Annotated in this window: 14 protein-coding genes and 2 tRNA genes; all 16 read right to left on the reverse strand. The window is 65.8% G+C overall.

What is annotated here, in order from left to right:
* Positions 1-71: 71 nt before the first annotated feature.
* The 16 genes from FJX73_02795 to FJX73_02870 all read right to left on the reverse strand — a co-directional run bounded on the left by FJX73_02795 (position 72) and on the right by FJX73_02870 (position 18,067).
* Positions 72-839, reverse strand: coding sequence for a 2-(1,2-epoxy-1,2-dihydrophenyl)acetyl-CoA isomerase (locus FJX73_02795; GenBank protein MBM3469705.1), 768 nt, complete (start codon positions 837-839; stop codon positions 72-74).
* Between the two features lie 38 nt (positions 840-877).
* Positions 878-1,651 carry an enoyl-CoA hydratase gene (locus FJX73_02800; protein ID MBM3469706.1) on the reverse strand — a complete coding sequence of 258 codons (774 nt, stop codon included), beginning with the start codon at positions 1,649-1,651 and terminating at the stop codon, positions 878-880.
* Between the two features lie 29 nt (positions 1,652-1,680).
* The gene (locus FJX73_02805) at positions 1,681-2,328 is read right to left on the reverse strand and encodes a hypothetical protein (protein MBM3469707.1); all 648 of its coding nucleotides are present in this window, start codon (positions 2,326-2,328) and stop codon (positions 1,681-1,683) included.
* A gap of 39 nt (positions 2,329-2,367) precedes the next feature.
* Complete coding sequence (locus FJX73_02810) at positions 2,368-5,019, reverse strand: valine--tRNA ligase (protein MBM3469708.1); 2,652 nt, start codon at positions 5,017-5,019, stop codon at positions 2,368-2,370.
* 349 nt (positions 5,020-5,368) lie between these two features.
* Positions 5,369-7,789, reverse strand: a complete 2,421-nt coding sequence (lon, locus tag FJX73_02815) for an endopeptidase La (protein MBM3469709.1) — start codon at positions 7,787-7,789, stop codon at positions 5,369-5,371.
* A gap of 114 nt (positions 7,790-7,903) precedes the next feature.
* Positions 7,904-9,157 (reverse strand): ATP-dependent Clp protease ATP-binding subunit ClpX, encoded by a 1,254-nt coding sequence (gene clpX, locus FJX73_02820; GenBank protein MBM3469710.1) that lies wholly within the window; start codon positions 9,155-9,157, stop codon positions 7,904-7,906.
* On the reverse strand, positions 9,157-9,759 hold the full coding sequence (gene clpP, locus FJX73_02825) for an ATP-dependent Clp endopeptidase proteolytic subunit ClpP (protein ID MBM3469711.1): 603 nt from the start codon (positions 9,757-9,759) through the stop codon (positions 9,157-9,159). Before clpP ends, clpX begins: the two co-directional genes overlap by 1 nt.
* Positions 9,760-9,810: 51 nt before the next feature.
* Entirely contained in the window at positions 9,811-11,067 is a 1,257-nt protein-coding gene (locus FJX73_02830) for a trigger factor (GenBank protein MBM3469712.1), read from the reverse strand.
* A 33-nt stretch (positions 11,068-11,100) separates the two neighbouring features.
* Positions 11,101-11,187: transfer RNA gene (locus tag FJX73_02835), tRNA-Leu, on the reverse strand.
* A 25-nt stretch (positions 11,188-11,212) separates the two neighbouring features.
* Positions 11,213-11,288: transfer RNA gene (locus tag FJX73_02840), tRNA-Lys, on the reverse strand.
* A 75-nt stretch (positions 11,289-11,363) separates the two neighbouring features.
* Positions 11,364-12,497 (reverse strand): hypothetical protein, encoded by a 1,134-nt coding sequence (locus tag FJX73_02845; protein ID MBM3469713.1) that lies wholly within the window; start codon positions 12,495-12,497, stop codon positions 11,364-11,366.
* A gap of 290 nt (positions 12,498-12,787) precedes the next feature.
* A complete protein-coding gene (ugpE, locus tag FJX73_02850; protein ID MBM3469714.1) occupies positions 12,788-13,645 on the reverse strand; it encodes a sn-glycerol-3-phosphate ABC transporter permease UgpE in 858 nt (285 codons plus the stop codon).
* Positions 13,645-14,526, reverse strand: coding sequence for a sn-glycerol-3-phosphate ABC transporter permease UgpA (gene ugpA / locus FJX73_02855; GenBank protein MBM3469715.1), 882 nt, complete (start codon positions 14,524-14,526; stop codon positions 13,645-13,647). The genes ugpE and ugpA overlap by 1 nt, the downstream gene beginning before the upstream one ends.
* Positions 14,527-14,610: 84 nt before the next feature.
* A complete protein-coding gene (gene ugpB, locus FJX73_02860; protein ID MBM3469716.1) occupies positions 14,611-15,990 on the reverse strand; it encodes a sn-glycerol-3-phosphate ABC transporter substrate-binding protein UgpB in 1,380 nt (459 codons plus the stop codon).
* A gap of 66 nt (positions 15,991-16,056) precedes the next feature.
* Positions 16,057-17,079: a P1 family peptidase gene (locus tag FJX73_02865; GenBank protein MBM3469717.1), complete on the reverse strand. Its 1,023-nt coding sequence runs from the start codon at positions 17,077-17,079 to the stop codon at positions 16,057-16,059.
* Entirely contained in the window at positions 17,063-18,067 is a 1,005-nt protein-coding gene (locus tag FJX73_02870) for a dihydroorotate dehydrogenase-like protein (GenBank protein ID MBM3469718.1), read from the reverse strand. The genes FJX73_02865 and FJX73_02870 overlap by 17 nt, the downstream gene beginning before the upstream one ends.
* Between the last annotated feature and the right edge of the window lie 6 nt (positions 18,068-18,073).

Consider the following 18,073-nt stretch of genomic DNA (forward strand, 5'->3'; position numbering starts at 1 on the left):
GTAAGCAAATCCCGCAAGGAAGGAGGGCGTGATGAACCGGTACCTCTCCCTGCTCGTGCGAGGTTTCTTCCTTACCGCCCCTCGAACCGCGGCTGCCGCTTCTCGAGAAACGCAGCCAGGCCTTCTCTGTGGTCGGAGGTTTGGCCGGCGGTCTCCTGGAGAAGCGCTTCGTTTTCGAGTGCGGTTTCGAGTGATGCGCACAGGCCGGCATTGATGGCGTGCTTGGCAAGCCCAAAGGCGCGTGTTGGGCCCTGGGCAAGCCGCAGCGCGAGTTGGGATGTCGCCGCGGGCAGATCATCATGGGGTACCACGCGGTTCACCAGGCCCAGCCGCAGGGCCTCTGCCGCCCCTATCGGCTCATCGCTGAAGGCTATCTCCAGGGAGCGGCCCGTCCCCACCAGACGCGGCAGCAGGAATGTGGCTCCCCCGTCGGGGATCAAGCCGATCCGGGAGAAGCCCAGGGCGAACGATGCACGGTCTGACGCGATCCGCAGGTCTGCTGCGAGTGCCAGGCTGCACCCGGCACCGGCAGCGACGCCGTTGATCGCGGCAATCACCGGCTTCTCCAGCGTCCGCAGCCCGAGGATGATCGGGTTCAGTCGCGCCCGGACGAGTTCGCCGTAGGAAATCCCCGCGGTTCCGGCCCGATCGCGAAGGTCCTGCCCTGAGCAGAACCCCCTCCCCGCCCCGATCAGGACAACACACCTCACCTCGGCCGTTCGCCCAGCAAACCCGACGACGTCGTTCACATCGGTAGCCATCTGCTCGTTGATCGCGTTCAATGAGCCCGGCCGGTTCAGCGTCACCGTGAGCGCGCCATCGTCAAACGACAGAGCCAGTGTATCGTGCGCAGGGAGTTGCAGGGGATCCCTCCGAATCAGCGCCCCTTCCAGTTTGGCGCTCGTTTCTCCAGGAACGCGCGGATGCCCTCGGTCTTGTCCTCTGTGGCGAACAGCAGGTAGAACGCCTTGCGTTCGTAGTCGAGCCCGCCCTCGAGCGTGGTGTCGAACGCCTTCAGGATCGCGTCCTTGGCCATGCGGACCGCAACCGGCGGCTTGGAGGCGATCTGAACTGCCAGGGCCCTGGCCTCGTCCAGGACCGCCTCGTCGGGCACGACGCGCGTGACCAGGCCGATGGCCTGGGCATCGGTCGCGGAGATTGGACGGCCGGTCAGTATCAGATCCATGGCCCGTGCCTTTCCGGCGGCGCGCGTCAGGCGCTGCGTGCCGCCGGCGCCGGGGATGATCCCGATGTTGATCTCGGGCTGGCCGAACCGGGCCCCATCCCCTGCGATGATCATGTCGCAGGCCATCGCCAGCTCGCAACCACCGCCGAGGGCGAACCCGCGCACTGCAGCGATGATGGGTTTGCTGAACTTGCGGACTCGCTCCCACTGCTCGAACCTGTAGCCGGCAAGCATCTCCGCAGGCGTGGCCGAGGCGAACTCGTTCACGTCGGCGCCGGCGGCAAACGCCCGCTCGCCTCCGGTCAGGACCACGCATCGCACATTATCGTCTGTTTCGATGGCATCCAGCGCAGCGGCCAGATCGTCCATCGTTTCCCGGTTGAGCGCGTTGAGCACCTTGGGGCGGTTCAACGTGATCACCGCCACGGCATCGAATTGATCTACGAGGATGTTGCTGTAGGCCATCGTACCGCCTCCTGGATTCTGTGAAGGTGCTAGCGGATGATTGCTACGTCGTAGCCTGCTGCGCGGAGCCGCTCGGCCAGTTGCTCGGCCAGGGTCCGGTCGCGGAACGCCCCCACCCTGACCTTGAAAAGGCCGCTCTCCTGGACGATGTAAGGACTGAAACCAGATGCGCGCAGCGCCTCGACGCGCGCCTCAGCGTTCGCGCGGCTGGCAAATGCGCCGACCTGGACCCTGTACAGGGCCGCAGCCGGCGTGGCCTCTACCCCTGCAGCAGGACGCGCTGGAGAAGGGCGCACCGGAGATGCCTCGGGCCTCGGGGTAGCCGGGCCAGCCGCGGGCGGCGGCGCCTCCTCGGCTTGCGGCGTGGCAGCCGGGGTTGGCGCTGGAAGGCCCGGTGTAGCGATGCCGGGCTGCCGCGGCAGTGCAGATGGCGCAGGCGGCACAGTAGGCGGGGGCGGGATCTCAGGTACTGACGGCGGGGCCGGCGGCTGCGCAGGCCCGGGCAGATGGACCGGCGGCGGAGCCGGGGCTGCGCGTTCGGTTCCAGGTGCCCCCGACCGCGGCTTGATGTACCTCTCCCCTACGAAGTAGCCGACGATCAGCGAGCCGACGAAGAGGACGACGATCACCAGGCCGACCAGGAATGTGTTTGCCCGCACAGATCGGCTTTTCGGCAGGGTCCTCCAAACTCCTCCGGCAACAAGCGGAAATAGCGCCTAGCCCAGATCCCTCACGTATCCTTCGAGGGCCTGCTGGCGACCGCGGATCTCGCGCTCGCGCCGCCGCTCTTCCTCCACCACCTCGGCCGGTGCCTTTGCCACGAACGAAGCATCGGCCAGTTTGCGCGTGATGCGGTCGAGATCCGCCCGCACGGATGCGAGGTCGGCCTGCAGGCGGTGCCGCGCCCTGATCCGGTCGGACTCGGCGACCTCAAGGGTAACCCTCACCCTGGCCGCCACCGTGCCCACCGCGCCCCGGGCAGGACTCCCGCCCTCATCCCCCACGATCCTCAGGCCCGGGGCCCGCATCAACCAGGACAGGTACTCGCGGTGCGCCTCGAGTAGCGGGCGCGCGTCCTCGCCGGCCTCGAGCAAAGGAGCGACGGCCGCGGCCGGCGCCAGACCCAGGTCGGCCCGAAGCGACCGCACGGCGCGCACCACGGCCATGAGGACCTCGACCTGTGCTTCAGCGGTTCCATCTCGCGGTACGCCACGGCCGTCCGGCCATCGGGCCGTCACGATGGTGCTGCCCTCGTGGGGAAGCGCTTGCCAGATCTCCTCGGTGATGTGCGGCATTATCGGGTGGAGCAGCCGCATGATGCCCTCCAGCACGGTCCACAAGGTGTGCTGAATGGCCTGCCGGCGCGCCGGGTCCAGGTTCTCCCGGTAGAGGTCCACCTTGGCCAGTTCCAGGTACCAGTCGCAGTATTCCGACCAGACGAACTCGTGCAGCCGCCGCGCCGCCTTGTCGAAGTCATAGGCCTCCAGCATCTCCGTGGCCTCGCAGATGAGCCGGCCGTAGCGGCTCAGAATCCACCTGTCAATCGCCCCAAGCGAGCCGGATGCGGCGCCTGCCTCAGGCCGGAACCCCCCCAGGTGCATCTGGACGAACCGCGCGGCGTTCCAGATCTTGTTGTTGAAGTTCCGAATGTCCTCGAGCATCTTCTCGCCGAAGCGCAGGTCCTGCTGGCCCTGCGAGCAGCGCAGGATGAGCGCGTAGCGCAGCGCGTCGGCACCGTAGCCCCCCTCCACGTAGTCGAGTGGGTCCAGCCCGGTGCCGAGCGACTTGCTCATGCGCCGGCCTTCCAGGTTCTGAACCATCGGGTTGATGTAGACGTCGGTGAACGGGACGTCGCCCATGAACTCGAGGCCGAACATGATCATCCTGGCCACCCAGAGGAAGATGATATCCCGTCCGGTCGCCAGCACGCTGGTTGGATAGAAGTACTCGAGGTCTGCTGTCCGTTCCGGCCAGCCCAGCGTGGCAAACGGCCACAGCGCGGATGAGAACCAGGTGTCCAGGATCTGCTCCTCCTGGCGCAGGTCGGTGCTCTCGCACTCAGCACAGCGCTCGGGAGCCTCGCGCGCGGCGTTCGGATGGCCGTTGGGGCAGTGGTAGACCGGGATGCGGTGTCCCCACCACAGCCGCCGGCTGATGTTCCAGTCGTGGATGCTTTCCATCCAGTCCAGGTAGACCTTGGTCCACCGCTCCGGATGGAAGCGCACCCTGCCCTGGCGTACGGCCTCGATCGCGGGCCGGGCGAGCTCGTCCATGCGGCAGAACCACTGGTCGGTGATGTACGGCTCGAGCACGGTGCCGCAGCGCCCGCACGCGCCCACGCTGGTTGTATATGGTTCCTGCCGTACAACCAAGCCGGAGGCCTCCAGGTCCCGGGCCACCGCCTCCCTGGCGGCGAACCGGTCCATGCCGGCATAGGGCCCGGTCTCAGCGGTCATCCGGCCGGACTCATCGAGGATAATCAGCACCGGCAGGCCGTGCTGCACGCCAATCTCGTTGTCGAGCGGGTCGTGGCCCGGGGTGATCTTCAACGCGCCGGTGCCAAACTCTGGGTCCACACGGGTGTCGGCGATCACGGGTATCCGGCGGTTAACGATGGGCACCAGGACCTCTCGACCCACCTGTTCCTGGTACCGGGGGTCGTCGGGGTGCACGGCCACGGCCACGTCCGCGAGGATCGTCTCAGGGCGCTGTGTCGCGATCGTGATCCCCTCTCCCCCACCTGCCCCGCGATACTGAACATACCAAAGGGAACTGGCCACACTCTGGTAGTTCACCTCGAGGTCTGACACGCTGGTCAGGTCCTTCGGGCACCAGTTGATCATCCGCTTGCCGAAGTAGATGTAGCCCCTGGCATACAGCCGCAGGAAGCTCTCGATGACCGCGCCGTAGTACCCGGGATCCAGCGTGAAGACGACGCGGTCCCAATCACAGCCAGACCCCATCCGCCGGATCTGGCCGTAGATCAGCTCGCCGTACTTCTCCTTCCACTGCCAGGCAAACTCCAGGAACCGCTCACGGCCCAGGTCGAAGCGGGTCTTCCCCTGCTTGGCCAGCTCCCGCTCCATGACCACGTGGGTACCTATGCTGGCGTGGTCGGTGCCGGGCAGCCACATGGCGTTGTACCCCTGCATGCGGCGCCAGCGAGTGAGGAGGTCCTGCACAGCGTGATTGAGGGCGTGTCCCATGTGGAGCGTTCCCGTGATATTGGGGAGCGGCATCATGATCGCGAACGGCCGCCTGGCCGGATCTACCGGGGCGTGGAAGCAGCCGCTGTCCAGCCACCCCTGGTACCGCCGTGGCTCCACGGCCATCGGGTCGTACGGCACTGCCCGTGCTTCCTTCCCCATCTCCATACCTCCGGGAAACAACAACGCCGCTCGCCAAGGGCGAAGCGGCGCTCCGCGGTACCACCTTGATTGCCGGGTCTGCCGGCACTCGCTCCCGCGCTATCGGGCGGGCCCCGGCTTCCCCTTAGTCGCGCTGGCGACGGTCAGGGCCGCGGCTCTGGGGTGACGTTCGACCGGCCCGGTTCCGGAAGGCCTTGCACCCTGCGGGCCTTCTTCGCTCTGGGCGGTGCCGGTCTACTCCTCCCCATCTTCGCGCGAATGTGCCCTGATAATACCACCCGCCCGAACCCGAGTGTCAAGGGCAGCTGGGCCTGCGGGATGCGGCATGCCTGGCTTGCCTGCGGCCTGTTTAGCTTACCTGCGGCTCTGGCGGCCGGCGTTCGGGCTTGATCGGCACCGGCGGCATCGGCGGAACAAACGGCGCGGGCGGCGCCACAACCGGCGCCGGAGAGGGCACCTCCTGCCCTTGCTGCGGCAGCAGGGCCTCGTTGAGAACCGCGTCCATGTGGTCCACCAACACGAGCCGCACCTGCTTGCGCACGTTGGCCGGGATATCCTGAAGGTCCTTCTCGTTCTCCTTGGGAAGGATGACCGTTCTCAGGCCGGACCGGTGAGCCGCCAGCACCTTCTCCTTGAGCCCTCCGATCGCCAGGATCCGGCCGCGCAGGGTGATCTCGCCTGTCATGGCCACATCCCTCCGCACCGGCCTGCCCGAAACGGCCGACGCCAGGGCCGTTGCCATCGTGATTCCCGCTGACGGGCCGTCCTTGGGCACAGCGCCGGCAGGGACGTGGATGTGCACGTCCGTGCGCTGGTAGAACTCTTCATCCGCGCCGTACCGCCTGGCGCGCGACCTCACGTAGGAAAGCGCCGCCTGGGCCGACTCCTTCATCACATCACCTAGCTGTCCGGTCAGCGACAGTTTGCCCTCCCCGCGCATCAGCGTGGCCTCGACCGCAACGATGTCGCCGCCCATCTCTGTGTAGACAAGACCGGTCGCCACCCCTACCTCGTCTTCCCTCTCAGCAGCCCCGAACCGAAACTTGGGAGGGCCGAGGTACTTGTGCATGTTCGCGCGCGTGACGCGCTCCCCGGTAGAGGTCCCGCGAGCGACCCCGGTGGCGACCTTTCGGCAGATGCTGCCGATCTCGCGCTCCAGATTGCGCACCCCGGCCTCGCGCGTGTATTCACGCGCGACGGTCCTCAGGGCTTCAGTGGTGAAGACGATCTGCTCGGGGGTCAAGCCGTTGGCCTTTCGCTGCTTCGGAATCAAGAACTGCTCGGCGATCTTGACCTTCTCCTCCTCGATGTAGCCGGGAAACCGAATGACCTCCATGCGATCACGGAGCGCCGGGGGAATCGTTTCCAGGATATTTGCTGTGGTTATGAACATGACCTCGCTCAGGTCGAGGGCGAGTTCCATGTAGTGATCGCTGAAGGCATGGTTCTGCTCGGGATCAAGCGCCTCGAGCAGCGCGGCCGACGGATCGCCTCGGAAGTCCATGCCCAACTTGTCAATCTCGTCGAGCATGAACACGGGATTGCGGCTTCCGGCCGTCTTCATTCCCTGCACGATGCGGCCCGGCAAAGCGCCGACATACGTGCGGCGGTGACCGCGGATCTCTGCCTCATCGCGCACGCCGCCCAGCGAGATCCGCACGAACTTGCGGCCCAGTGCTCGCGCGATGGACTTGCCGACCGAGGTCTTGCCGACGCCCGGCGGTCCCACGAAGCAGAGAATGGGGCCCCGCGACTCCGGGGAGAGCTTGCGGACGGCCAGGTACTCGATCACGCGGTCCTTGGCCTTCTCCAGCCCGTAGTGGTCCTCGTCCAGGATCTTGCGCGCTTCGTCAATGTCGAGCCGGTCCTCGGTCCGCGAGGTCCACGGAACGGCCAGGATCCAGTCGAGGTAGGTTCGAACGACCACGGCCTCCGCGACCATGGGAGGCATCTTCTCCAGCCGGCCCAGCTCCTCGACTGCCTTGGCGTTGACGTGCTCTGGCAGGCCCGCGGCCTCGATCTTCTTCCTGTACTCGGACACCTCGGTCTGCCGCTCGTCGGTCTCGCCCAACTCCTGCTGGATCGCCTTGATCTGTTCCTTCAAGAAGTACTCGCGCTGGGACTTCTCCATCTGCTTGCGGACACGGCCCTGGATCTTGCGCTCCAGTTCGAGGACGCCGATCTCGCGGCTGAGTATGGTGCTGAGCCGCTCCAGGCGGATCTTGGGTACGGCTTCCAACAGCTCCTGACGCTCCTCGAGCTTCAACGAGATGTGCTGCGCAACCAGGTCGGCCAGACGCCCGGGTTCCTCCACTTGGGCTGCCGCGACGAGCTGGTCAGGCGGTACAGACCTGGAGAGGCGAGCAAACCGTTCGAGCTGGGAGATGAGCCCGCGCATGAGGGCCTCCATCTCCATGGTCTTCTCGGCGCCGTCGGGCCTCTGCTCAACCGCGACCTCGAAGTAGGGATCCTCCTCGTGGAAGGCGATCACGGTGGCGCGGACGATGCCCTCGACGACGACCTGGAGCACCCCGTCGGGCTGCTTGCCCACCTGGAGCACGCGACATATGGTTCCGGTTGTGTGTATGTCTGCTGGGCGCGGATCCTCTATGTCGTCGTCGCGCTGGGCAGCCAGGACCATCAGGCGGTCCCGTTCCAGGGCGACCTCGATGGCCCGGAGGGACTTCCTGCGGCCCACGCCCAACCCCTGCACCTGGTGGGGAAAGACGACCGTCCCCTTGAGCGGCAGGAGTGGCAGGCGATCCGGAATGGATGATTGGTCCTCAGAGATAGACACACGATCCTCCTTGTACGTACCTTACCTGTTGGAACGAACGGCCGCTGGAATCTGTTCCCGCCCGGGCCGGCCGTGTCCCTATGCTGCCTACGAAGCCGGCTTATCTATTACCCGCGCCTGCAGGTCAGAGGCGGTGAGCAGCAGCGGACCCTCTTGCCGCAGCACAGCCTCTTCGGTAACGAGGCATCGGCGGACGTCCCCCCTGGAGGGGATCTCGTACATGATGTCGAGCATGGTCTCCTCGATTACCGTCCGAAGGCCCCTGGCCCCGGTGTTCCGGGTCATTGTCTCGCGGGCGATGGCCCGCAGCGCCTCACCGGTGAAGACCAGCTCCACGCCGTCCATCTCGAAGATCCGCTGGTACTGGCGCACCAGCGAGTTCTTGGGTTCCACCAGCACCGCCACCAGGTCGGACTCATCGAGGGGGTCCAGCGGCACGATCACGGGCAGCCGCCCGATGAACTCGGGGATCAACCCGTACCGTAGCAGATCCTGAGGCATTGTTTGCTTCAGGACCTCTGTCAGGTGCTCCTTGCTACGGGGCTCGATCTGTGCGCCAAAACCAATGCTGGTCTGCCGGACGCGGTTCTCGATGATGCGCTCTAGGTTCTCGAACGCCCCGCCGCAGATGAACAGAATGTTGCTGGTGTCTATCTGGATGAACTCCTGGTGCGGGTGCTTCCTGCCCCCCTGGGGCGGAACGTTGGCCGTGGTACCCTCCAGAATCTTGAGCAGGGCCTGCTGTACGCCTTCTCCGGACACGTCGCGCGTGATCGAGGGGTTCTCGCTCTTCCGCGCGATCTTGTCCACCTCGTCTATGTAGATTATCCCTCTTTCTGCCTTCTTGATGTCGCCGTCGGCGGCCTGAATCAGGCGCAGCAGGATATTCTCCACGTCCTCTCCGACGTACCCGGCCTCGGTCAGCGAGGTCGCGTCGGCGATCGCAAAGGGAACATCCAGGATCTTGGCCAGGGTCTGGGCGAGCAGGGTCTTGCCGCAGCCTGTAGGGCCTATCAGCAGGATGTTCGACTTCTGCAGCTCCACATCTGAGGGCCGGCGATTCCCGATGCGTTTGTAGTGGTTGTAGACCGCAACCGACAGGGCCTTCTTGGCGCGATCCTGACCGACGACGTACTGGTTCAACGTTTCGTAGATCTCCCGGGGCTTGGGGGTGGGGCGAAGCTGTGGCCGCCGATCCGCGCCGGCCATCTCTTCCTCCACGATCTCGTTGCAGAGCTCGATGCACTCGTCGCAGATGTACACACCGGGCCCTGCCACGAGCCTGCGTACCTGCTCCTGGGGCTTGGCGCAGAACGAGCATGACATCTTGGTCGGGTTCATTAGCTCTTGGCCTTGGCCCGCTCGCGCGGGAGAATGACTTGGTCAATAATGCCGTACTCCTTGGCGTCCCCGGCGCTCATCCAGAAGTTGCGATCGGTGTCCCGCTCAATCCGCTCCAGCGGCTGGCCCGTGTGACGGGACAGGATCTCATTCATCAGAGAGCGCATCTTGAGGAACTCCCTGGCCTGGATGTCTATGTCCGAGGTCATGCCCTGCGCCCCACCCCAGGGCTGGTGGATCATGATGCGCGAGTACGGGAGCGAAGACCGCTTGCCCTTGGTGCCGCCGGCCAGGACGAGGGCCCCGCCGCTGGCTGCCAGCCCCGCGCAGATCGTCGCGATGTCTGGCCGGACGTACTGCATCGTGTCGTATATCGCCAGCGAGGCGATCAGGTCACCACCCGGGCTGTTGACGTAGAGCATGATGTCCTTGTCTGGGTCCTCGCCCTCCAGGTAGAGGAGCTGAGCGATCACCAGGTTGGCAACGTCGTCGTCAATGCCGCCGCCCAGGAAGATGATGCGCTCCTTGAGCAGACGCGAGTATATGTCGTACGCGCGCTCGCCGCGCGGTGTCTGCTCGACAACCATTGGGATCAGCGTCATGGGGCTCCCGTCCTTCCTCCCAAAACCATCCGACCGCCACGCCCGCGGCGGTCAGGCCGTGGCCCCGCCCATTGCGCGGTCCACCAGGGTGGAAATGGTCTTGCGGCGCCTCAGCATCGCCAGCATCGTCTCGCGCCGCCCCTCGGTGGCCAGCCACTCCCTGACCCGCGCGAGGTCCTGCTGTAACTCGGCCGCCACCTTCTCTTCCTCGGCCGTTATCTCCTCCTGCGCTGGCACCACGCCTTCGCGCCTTGCGATCTCATCCAAGACGTAACGTGCCCTCAGCCGGCGTTCTGCCCGCGGACGAAGATCTTCACGCAGGCCGGCCAGGTCCTTTCCCGCGGTCTGGAGGTAGCGGTCCAGGGAGTACCCGCGTCTCTGCAGCGATTCCTGAAGGTCGGCCTGAAGACCCTCGACCTCGCGCTCCACCAGACTGGCCGGCAGCTCGATGGTCGCACGCTCCAGCACTTCGCTCAGTACCTGTTCTTCGTAGGCTTCTCTGGCCTGCGCCGCGGAGGCGGCCGCAAGACGCTCGCGAATCCGGCCGCGCAGTTCGTCCACCGTGGCGACGTCTCCCACGGCCTGTGCGAAGGCCTCGTCGAGGTCAGGGAGTTCTCGCCGCTTCACGTCCGCCACCGTAGCGACGAGGCGTCCTCCCTCGCCAACGGCCGCGGACCGCTCCTCGCCGGCAGAGGCTCCGGACAGGGCCTCCTCAACCTCCCAGGGGAAGACGCCGGCTCCCATTTCAACCAGCACCTCACGGCCGGCGTGGAATCGGTCGGTTCCCTCGACGGCCTTGGGCCGGATCAGAACAAAGTCACCTGCCGCGGCCCGCGCTCCGGGAGCGGAGACCAGACGTCCGCGGCGGCGGCGAAGATCTTCGATTGCGGCGTCAACCTCAGCCTCGGTCAGATCTATGTGCTCAAAAGGAACCCGCACGTCGTCGTAGGTGCCGAGGTCCACCTCTGGAAAGATGTCCACGCTGGCGGTGAACCGCAGAGATTGCTCCTCGTTCAGGCCCGGAAGGGCGAACTCCGGCCTGCCGACCGGCACCACCCCTGCCTCCGCCACCGCCTTAGGGTAGGCAGAGGCCACAATGACCTCCAGCGCCTCGTCATAGAGCTCATCGCGGCCCATGAACCGTTCCAGCATCGCGCGCGGCGTCTTGCCCTTGCGGAATCCGGGCACGCTTACGCGCTGCGACAGCCGGGCCGTCGCGGTGCGCACCGCCCCGGCCACATCTTCGGCCGGAATCTCCACCTCGAACACGACGCGGCTAGGCGGCTCACGCCTCCACTCTACCTTCATTACAGACCTCCTGGCTTATGCGCGGAGTTCGCTTGGTGCGGGCGGAGGGACTCGAACCCCCACCGGCTCACGCCGACCAGATCCTAAGTCTGGCGCCTATGCCAATTCGGCTACGCCCGCGGAGGGTTCGGATCATCTTCGACCGTGGGGGGCCGTGAGGGACTTGAACCCACAACCCGCTGATTAAGAGTCAGCTGCTCTGCCGGTTGAGCTAACGGCCCACGACCGTACCTGATACATTATAGCCGAGTGGCCTGCGCTGTCCAGGCTGCCCGGCGACCCAACCGCGGGCCGGCCTACGGGCAGTGCAGCCGGGCCAGTTGCGGGTGGCGCTCCGTGATCAGCTTGCGGTAGACATCGTTGACGTCGCCGTAGCGACGCTGCGCCATGTCGTCATCGTAGATCGTCTTGATCGGGCGATCGAAGAACGACCGCATACCACTGAAGAGCGCGGCCTGTTCCGCTGCGGAGCCGGGAGGGCCCTCCATTCGGAATCTGGGCAGAATCGGGAACAACCCGTGGCTGACCAGGCCGCGCTGTCCCTCGTCCGACAGCAGATACAGGAGAAATGCCCGAGCGGCGCGCGGGGAGCGCGCGCCGGCGATCACGGCCGTAGGCGCCGGGGAGATCCAAGCGTAGGGGGGGCTTGAGAAACGGAGCTCGTACCCTGCCAGCACTTCCTGGAACGCCATGTAGCTAAGCACGCCGAACCCCACCCCGAACTCGCCGCGGGCCACGAAGGTGGGCACGTCCCGGCTGCGTGTAACGAAAAGACCGGTGTTGGCCCCCACCCGCTGCGCCCATTCCCAGCCCTTCTGCCATCCGCGCAGCTGCAGGATCACCTCGAGCGATGCGTGGTGCGAACCCGAGCGGTCAGGGGTGGTCTGGACGATCTGTCCCTTCAGGCGGCAGTCGAGCAGGTCGTCCCACGCCACCGGCGGGTCGGCTCCTGCGCGGCGCACGACCCTTGGGTGGTGAACGATGCCGGCCGCGGTCAGCGCCGTGCCCACCCAGACCCCGCGATCGTCCCGGAGCGGGATCGCGCGGGGTTCGCCGATCCGCCCCGGAATCTCCCGGAGCACGGCATCGGGCACCTCGTGCGGAACCAGCAGCCGGCGCTCGGCCAGATCATCGAGCAGTTCTGCCTCGCCCGCCCAGAGGAGGTCTGCTTCGGGCCGGCCCCTCCACTCTATGATGCGTGCGTAGGCGACCGGGGATCCCTGCGAAACAATGATCGGCCGCAGAGGGCTCCCAAACCGGCGCCGCGTGAACTCGGCAAACCGCTCCGCGGTGGCGTCGGCCACCTCGCGGGGTATAGGCGTGAGAATGACGAGGCGATCCTCTATCAGGGCTTGAGACGACACAGGCCCCGCGGCCAGGCCGAGCAGCATGGCGGTGGCCAAGCTCAGAAAACCGAACCATCGCTTCATCGCTTCTGCTCCCTGTTGGCGCAAAGCGAAAGACGCCCGATACCGGGCGTCCCTGGGGCCTGCCGAACGCGCCAGACTCCCGCAGCCTCCACCTCATACGGACTGTACCGTCGACCCCGGAATTCCACCGGGCCACGCCCTTACGGGCTCACGGGCTGTCACCGCCGATCGGGAATCGGCGCCGAGTGCGGCGCCTCACCCTGCCCCAGAAGGCTGCGAGCCTTCGGTGCTGCACGACCAGCATACGACCTGCCAGGGCGCCTGGCAACCTCCTGGCAGCGGCGCTCGCCCTACTTCTCGGACTCCACCAGGCCCTTCACGAACCAGCGCTGCATGATGACGACCACCACGACCGGCGGCAGCATCGCCATCACCGCCGTCGCCATGATGAGGTTCCAGTCGTTCTGCGCGTCCCCTACGCCTATCATCTTTGTAATGCCGATCACGATGGTGTTCATCTCCTTGCTGGTCGTGATCAGCAGCGGCCAGAGGTACTGGTTCCAACCGTAGATGAACAGGATGACGAAGAGCGCGGCGATGGTAGTGGTGGACAACGGCATCAGGATGCTCCAGAAGAACCGCATAGGGCCCGCGCCGTCGATCTTAGCCGCGTCCACCAGCTCGTCTGGGACGGTCAGGAAGAACTGCCGGAAAATGAGCGTGGCGGTTGCGGACGCGACAAGGGGCACGATCAACCCTTGGTATGTGTTGAGCATACCGAGGTTGGAGATCACGGCGTAGGTGGGGATGATGCGCACCTCGACCGGCAGCATCAGCGTGATGAAGATCATCCAGAAGAAGAACATGCGAAGCGGGAAGGCGAAGAATGCGACGGCGAACGCCGAGATGATCGAGATGGTGATCTTGCCGGTCGCAATCACAAGCCCCATGATCAGGCTGTTCAGCAGCATGCGCCGAACCGGCGCCGCGCCCTTGACCCGCGTCCCCTCGCCCGAAGTCCACGCCTGGCTGTAGTTCTCGATGGCGCGCGGTCCGGGCCGGAGCGGCATCTCGCCGCGCGCGATGGTCCCCACGTCGTACGTCGAGCCCATGAGCGCAACGAAGACCGGAAACACGAAGATCGCAACCCCCAGGATCAGGATCAGGTGAGCCTGCCAGCTACCACCGAGGCGCGACGCCCGAGCCATCAGTAGTGCACCCTCCGTTCGATGTATCGGAACTGCATGGCGGTCAGGGTGATTACAACCAGCAGAAGGATCACCGACTGCGCCGAGGAGCCGCCGAGATCGAGGTTGACGACGCCGTCCACGTAGACCTTGTAGATCAAGGTCTCGGTGGCTTTGGCGGGTCCGCCACGCGTGAGCGAGTGGATCACGCCGAATGTGTCAAAGAAGGCGAATATCACGTTGACGACGATCAGGAAGAACGTCGTCGGGGAGAGCAGCGGGAAGATCACCTTCCAGAACCGCTGCCGGGGCGTAGCCCCGTCCACCGAGGCGGCCTCGAGCACAGACCGTGGAATTGACTGCAGTCCCGCAAGGAAGAAGATGAAGTTGTAGCTGACCTGCTTCCATGCGGCCGCCAGGATGACCAGCAACAGCGCCTGGGTGCCGTTGAGCGTGTAGTCCCAGTTAATGCCAACCTGGTTGAGCGCCCGTCCCAGGATGCCGATCGTCGGGTGGAAGATGAATAGCCACAGCGACGCGGCCACGGCAGGGGCCACGGCGTAAGGCCAGATCAGGAGGGTCTTGTAGACGCCGGCGCCGCGGATGGGTTTGTCGGCGGTCACTGCCAGGAGCAACCCCGAGCCCATCGCCAGCAAGATCACCGCCCCCGAGAACAAGATAGTGTTCCCCACGGCCTGCAGGTAGGCATCGTCGCTCAGAACGTACGCGAAGTTCTCGAACCACACAAACGCCGTGCGCGTGCCAAACGGGTTCTGCCGCAGCAGCGACTGGGCAACGGCCTGACCGGCGGGCCAGAAGAAGAACACGATGGTAATCGCCAGCTGCGGCGCCAGGAGGACGTAGGGCAGGACCTTGTTGTTGAAGATCGAGCGCTTGGTCATCTTGTGCTCACAAGATCCGACCCGGACCCACCGCGCGACACGGGGAGTCCGGGTCGGAGTCCATATTCCGGTTGAGCCCCTCTCCTACGGGGCGTTCGCCCGCTCGAAACGCCGCAGGACCTCGTTGCCGCGGCGGGTCGCGGCGTCCATCGCCTGCTTCGCCGTCTGCAACCCCTGAAACGCCTTCTCCCACTCCTCGTAGAAGATCACGCGGATCTCGGGCATATTCCCCAACCGCAACCCCATCGTGTTTCGGGTAGGCCGCGACCGGGTCAGCTGCTTGAACGGGATGTCCGCGCCCGGGTTCGCCTGCCAGTATCCCAGTGCCTGGACGAGCGTCATGCCCGGGAAGGTGATCGGCACGAACCCGGTCTCCATGTGCCACTTGGCTACGATCTCGGGCTGGCTGATGAACTTGAAGAACTCCGCGACGGCCTTGTACTCGTCGGCGGTCCGCCGCGGGCTGGTCATGACCCAGAACGACGCGCCGCCGATGATCGAGTTCTTGGGCGCACCCTTCACGTCGTCGTGGTAGGGGAGGTAGGTCACGCCCCAGGAGAACTTGGCCTCGCGGATCACCCGGGCGCGCATGCCGGACGAGGCGTGTATGATGGCGCACTCGCCCGAGGGGAACAGCGCGTCGCCTGCGGAGTCGCGGCCGCCGTACTTGAACGTTCCCTCGCGATGCATGTCCATCAGGGTCTGGAGGTGCCGGACGTGGAGCGGGCTATTGGTCTGCATCTCGGTGTCCATGCCCTCGAACCCGTTCATCTTCGTCGCCAGCGGCGTATCGTGGATGGCGCTGAAGTTCTCGAGGTTCGTCCACGTCGGCCACGCCATGGTGAACCCGCAGGGAGCGGCGTTGGTCTGCCTGATGCGTGTCGCGGCGGCCCGCAGCTCGGCCCAGGTCTGCGGCGGCTTCTCCGGATCAAGGCCCGCCCGCCGGAAGGCGTCCTTGTTGTAGAACGTGATCGGGGTCGAGCTGTTGAACGGCATCGAGATCATCCTGCCGTCAGGCGAGCTGTAGTAACCGCGCACCGCCGGCAAGTAGATGCTCGGGTCGAAGGAAACACCGGCCTCCTTGAACAGCTGGTAGACCGGCTTGATGGCCCCCTGGGCAGCCATCATCGTGGCCGTCCCTACCTCGAACATCTGAACGATGTGGGGCGCGTTCCCTGCGCGGAATGCAGCGATCGCCGCCTGCATCGTCTCGGGGTACGCCCCCTTGAAGGCAGGGTTTACCCGGTACTTCGTCTGCGAGTTGTTGAAGTCAAAGGCGATTCCCTCGAGGATGTCCCCCAGCGGCCGCGTGAGGCCGTACCAGAAATCCACGGTGACACGCGCTCCGGGCACCTGCGCGACCAACGTCGGGGAGAAACCCGCCCCGGCCGGGAGCGATCCGGCATACATCGCGCCGCTGACAAGCGCGAGGACGACAATGATACCCATCAACGCTCTATTCATTACCTATCGCCTCCTGGGTAGTTGTAGCCGCTATGTTCGCCCGGCGACCGCACCTCACCTTCAGGCTCAGGTGCGCAGTTCGGGCGTTTGGTGCCGTTTCAGGATCTCGATTGTCTCGGAAATGGGCAGGGCCGGCATCACATGACCGTGGCGGCCCGTCGTGGTCTCGGCCGCGAACAGCGCGTCCAGGATCGCTTCCTCGGATGCCTCCACCGCCGCACGGAAGAGCAGGTTCAGGGCTTCGCGCCCCTGGTGCTCCTGGCGCGCGTTGGTCGAGAACGCCACGGCCAGATCGCCGCTGGTATGACCGCTGATGGCGCCGGTGCGGGCCATCCCCATGAAGCACCGCCAGGCGATCCGCCGCAGGTCCAGCGCCGAGAGCGGTGCGTCGGTGGCAACGACAAAGACACACGAGCCGCGCTCGGACGGCTGGGCCACGGCCGTCAACTCGCGCCCAACCGCGACACCGCCCATAACCAGGTCTCCTGGAAACCCGAAGTTGGGTACAACCAGCACCCCCAGGCGAAAACCGGGCTCGGAGATCACACGCGACGCCCCCCCGACCCCGGACTTGAACCCCAGGCACCGCATCCCAACGCCGGCTCCGACGCAGCCCACCTCCACCGGCCCCTCCCTGGCCGCTGCAAGCGCAGCCAGCACGTGGTCTTCGCCGACGGCGCGCGCAGGGGCATCGCTCAGGTAGCCGTCGAAGCACTCGAGGACCACCGGGTTGACCGTTTCCCCCACCCCGATCTCGGGGTCCTGGCCTATCATGTAGGTCACTAGGGCATCGGCGACCCGGGGCACGTTCAATGTGCTTGTGAGCAGAATCGGGGACTCGATCGAACCCAGTTCCTCGATCTGCATCAGGCCGGCCGACTTGCCGTAGCCGTTGAGCACCGCGGCGGCCGCGGTTACCTTCCTACGGTATAGGTTCTCCCCGTGGGGCACCACGGCGGTGACGCCGGTCCGAAGGTCGCCCTCCCGCAGCGAGACATGTCCTACCCGCACGCCGGGAACATCGGTGATGGCGGACAGCGGACCGGCGGGCAGGGTGCCGATCGTCAGGAAGTCACGTACGCGCGGCATTAGGCCAGCCCTGCAGCACACGAATGTAGTTGCCCCTCTCGAATGCCTGGGGATCGGGGCAGCGGGTCAGGCTCATGCTCCCGCGCATCTGACGGAGCGACTCGTACTCGTGCGCCTCCATCCAGGATTTGATCTCCTCCAGCACGGTCCGCAGATACTGCGGCCCGCGCACCAGGAGGGCCGAGACCATCTGTACCGCGTCGGCGCCCGCCATGACGGCCTTGATCGCGTCTGTGGCGGAGTGAACCCCGCCGGTTGCTGCCAGCGAGGACCGCACACGCCCGAACAAGACCGCCAGCCACCGTAGACGCAGCAGCAACTCCGCGCTGGTTGACAGCTCGAGCCGCGGAACGACCTCCAGCTCCTCGACGTCAATCTCCGGCTGATAGAAACGGTTGAACAGGACCAGCCCGTCGGCGCCGGCCTCGGCGAGCCCGGCGGCCAGGTTCGCCACGGACGAGTAGAACGGGGATAGCTTCACCGCCACCGGTATGGTGACGGCCTGCCTTACCGAACGCAGGACATCCAGGGTCCGCCTCTCGACCTCTCCGCCCGTCTCCTCCGGATCGGTGGCCAGGAAGTACACGTTCAGTTCGAGGGCGTCCGCGCCTGCCTGCTGGATCCGCGACGCGTACTTCGCCCACCCTCCGGCGGTGGCCCCGTTGAGGGATGCGATGACGGGAATGCCGACCGCCGCCTTGATGCGCGAGACCTGTTCCAGGTACTGCTCAGGGCCCAGGGCGAACTCGCTTGGCCGGGGGAAATACGAGAGCGCCTCGGCAAAGGACTCGGCGTGCGCCTCGATGTGGTGGATCGTGGCGGCCTGTTCCTGGCTGATCTGTTCTTCGAACAGCGAGTGCATTACGATCGCGGCCGCGCCTGCGTCCTCGAGACGCCGGACGGTGCTCAGATCGTGCGCCATGGGCGAGGCCCCCACCACCAGCGGGTGCGGGAGGTCAAGCCCCAGGTAGGTCGTGGAGAGATCCAATCTGCC

This window comes from Armatimonadota bacterium (assembly GCA_016869025.1).
Lineage (GTDB): Bacteria > Sysuimicrobiota > Sysuimicrobiia > Sysuimicrobiales > Humicultoraceae > VGFA01.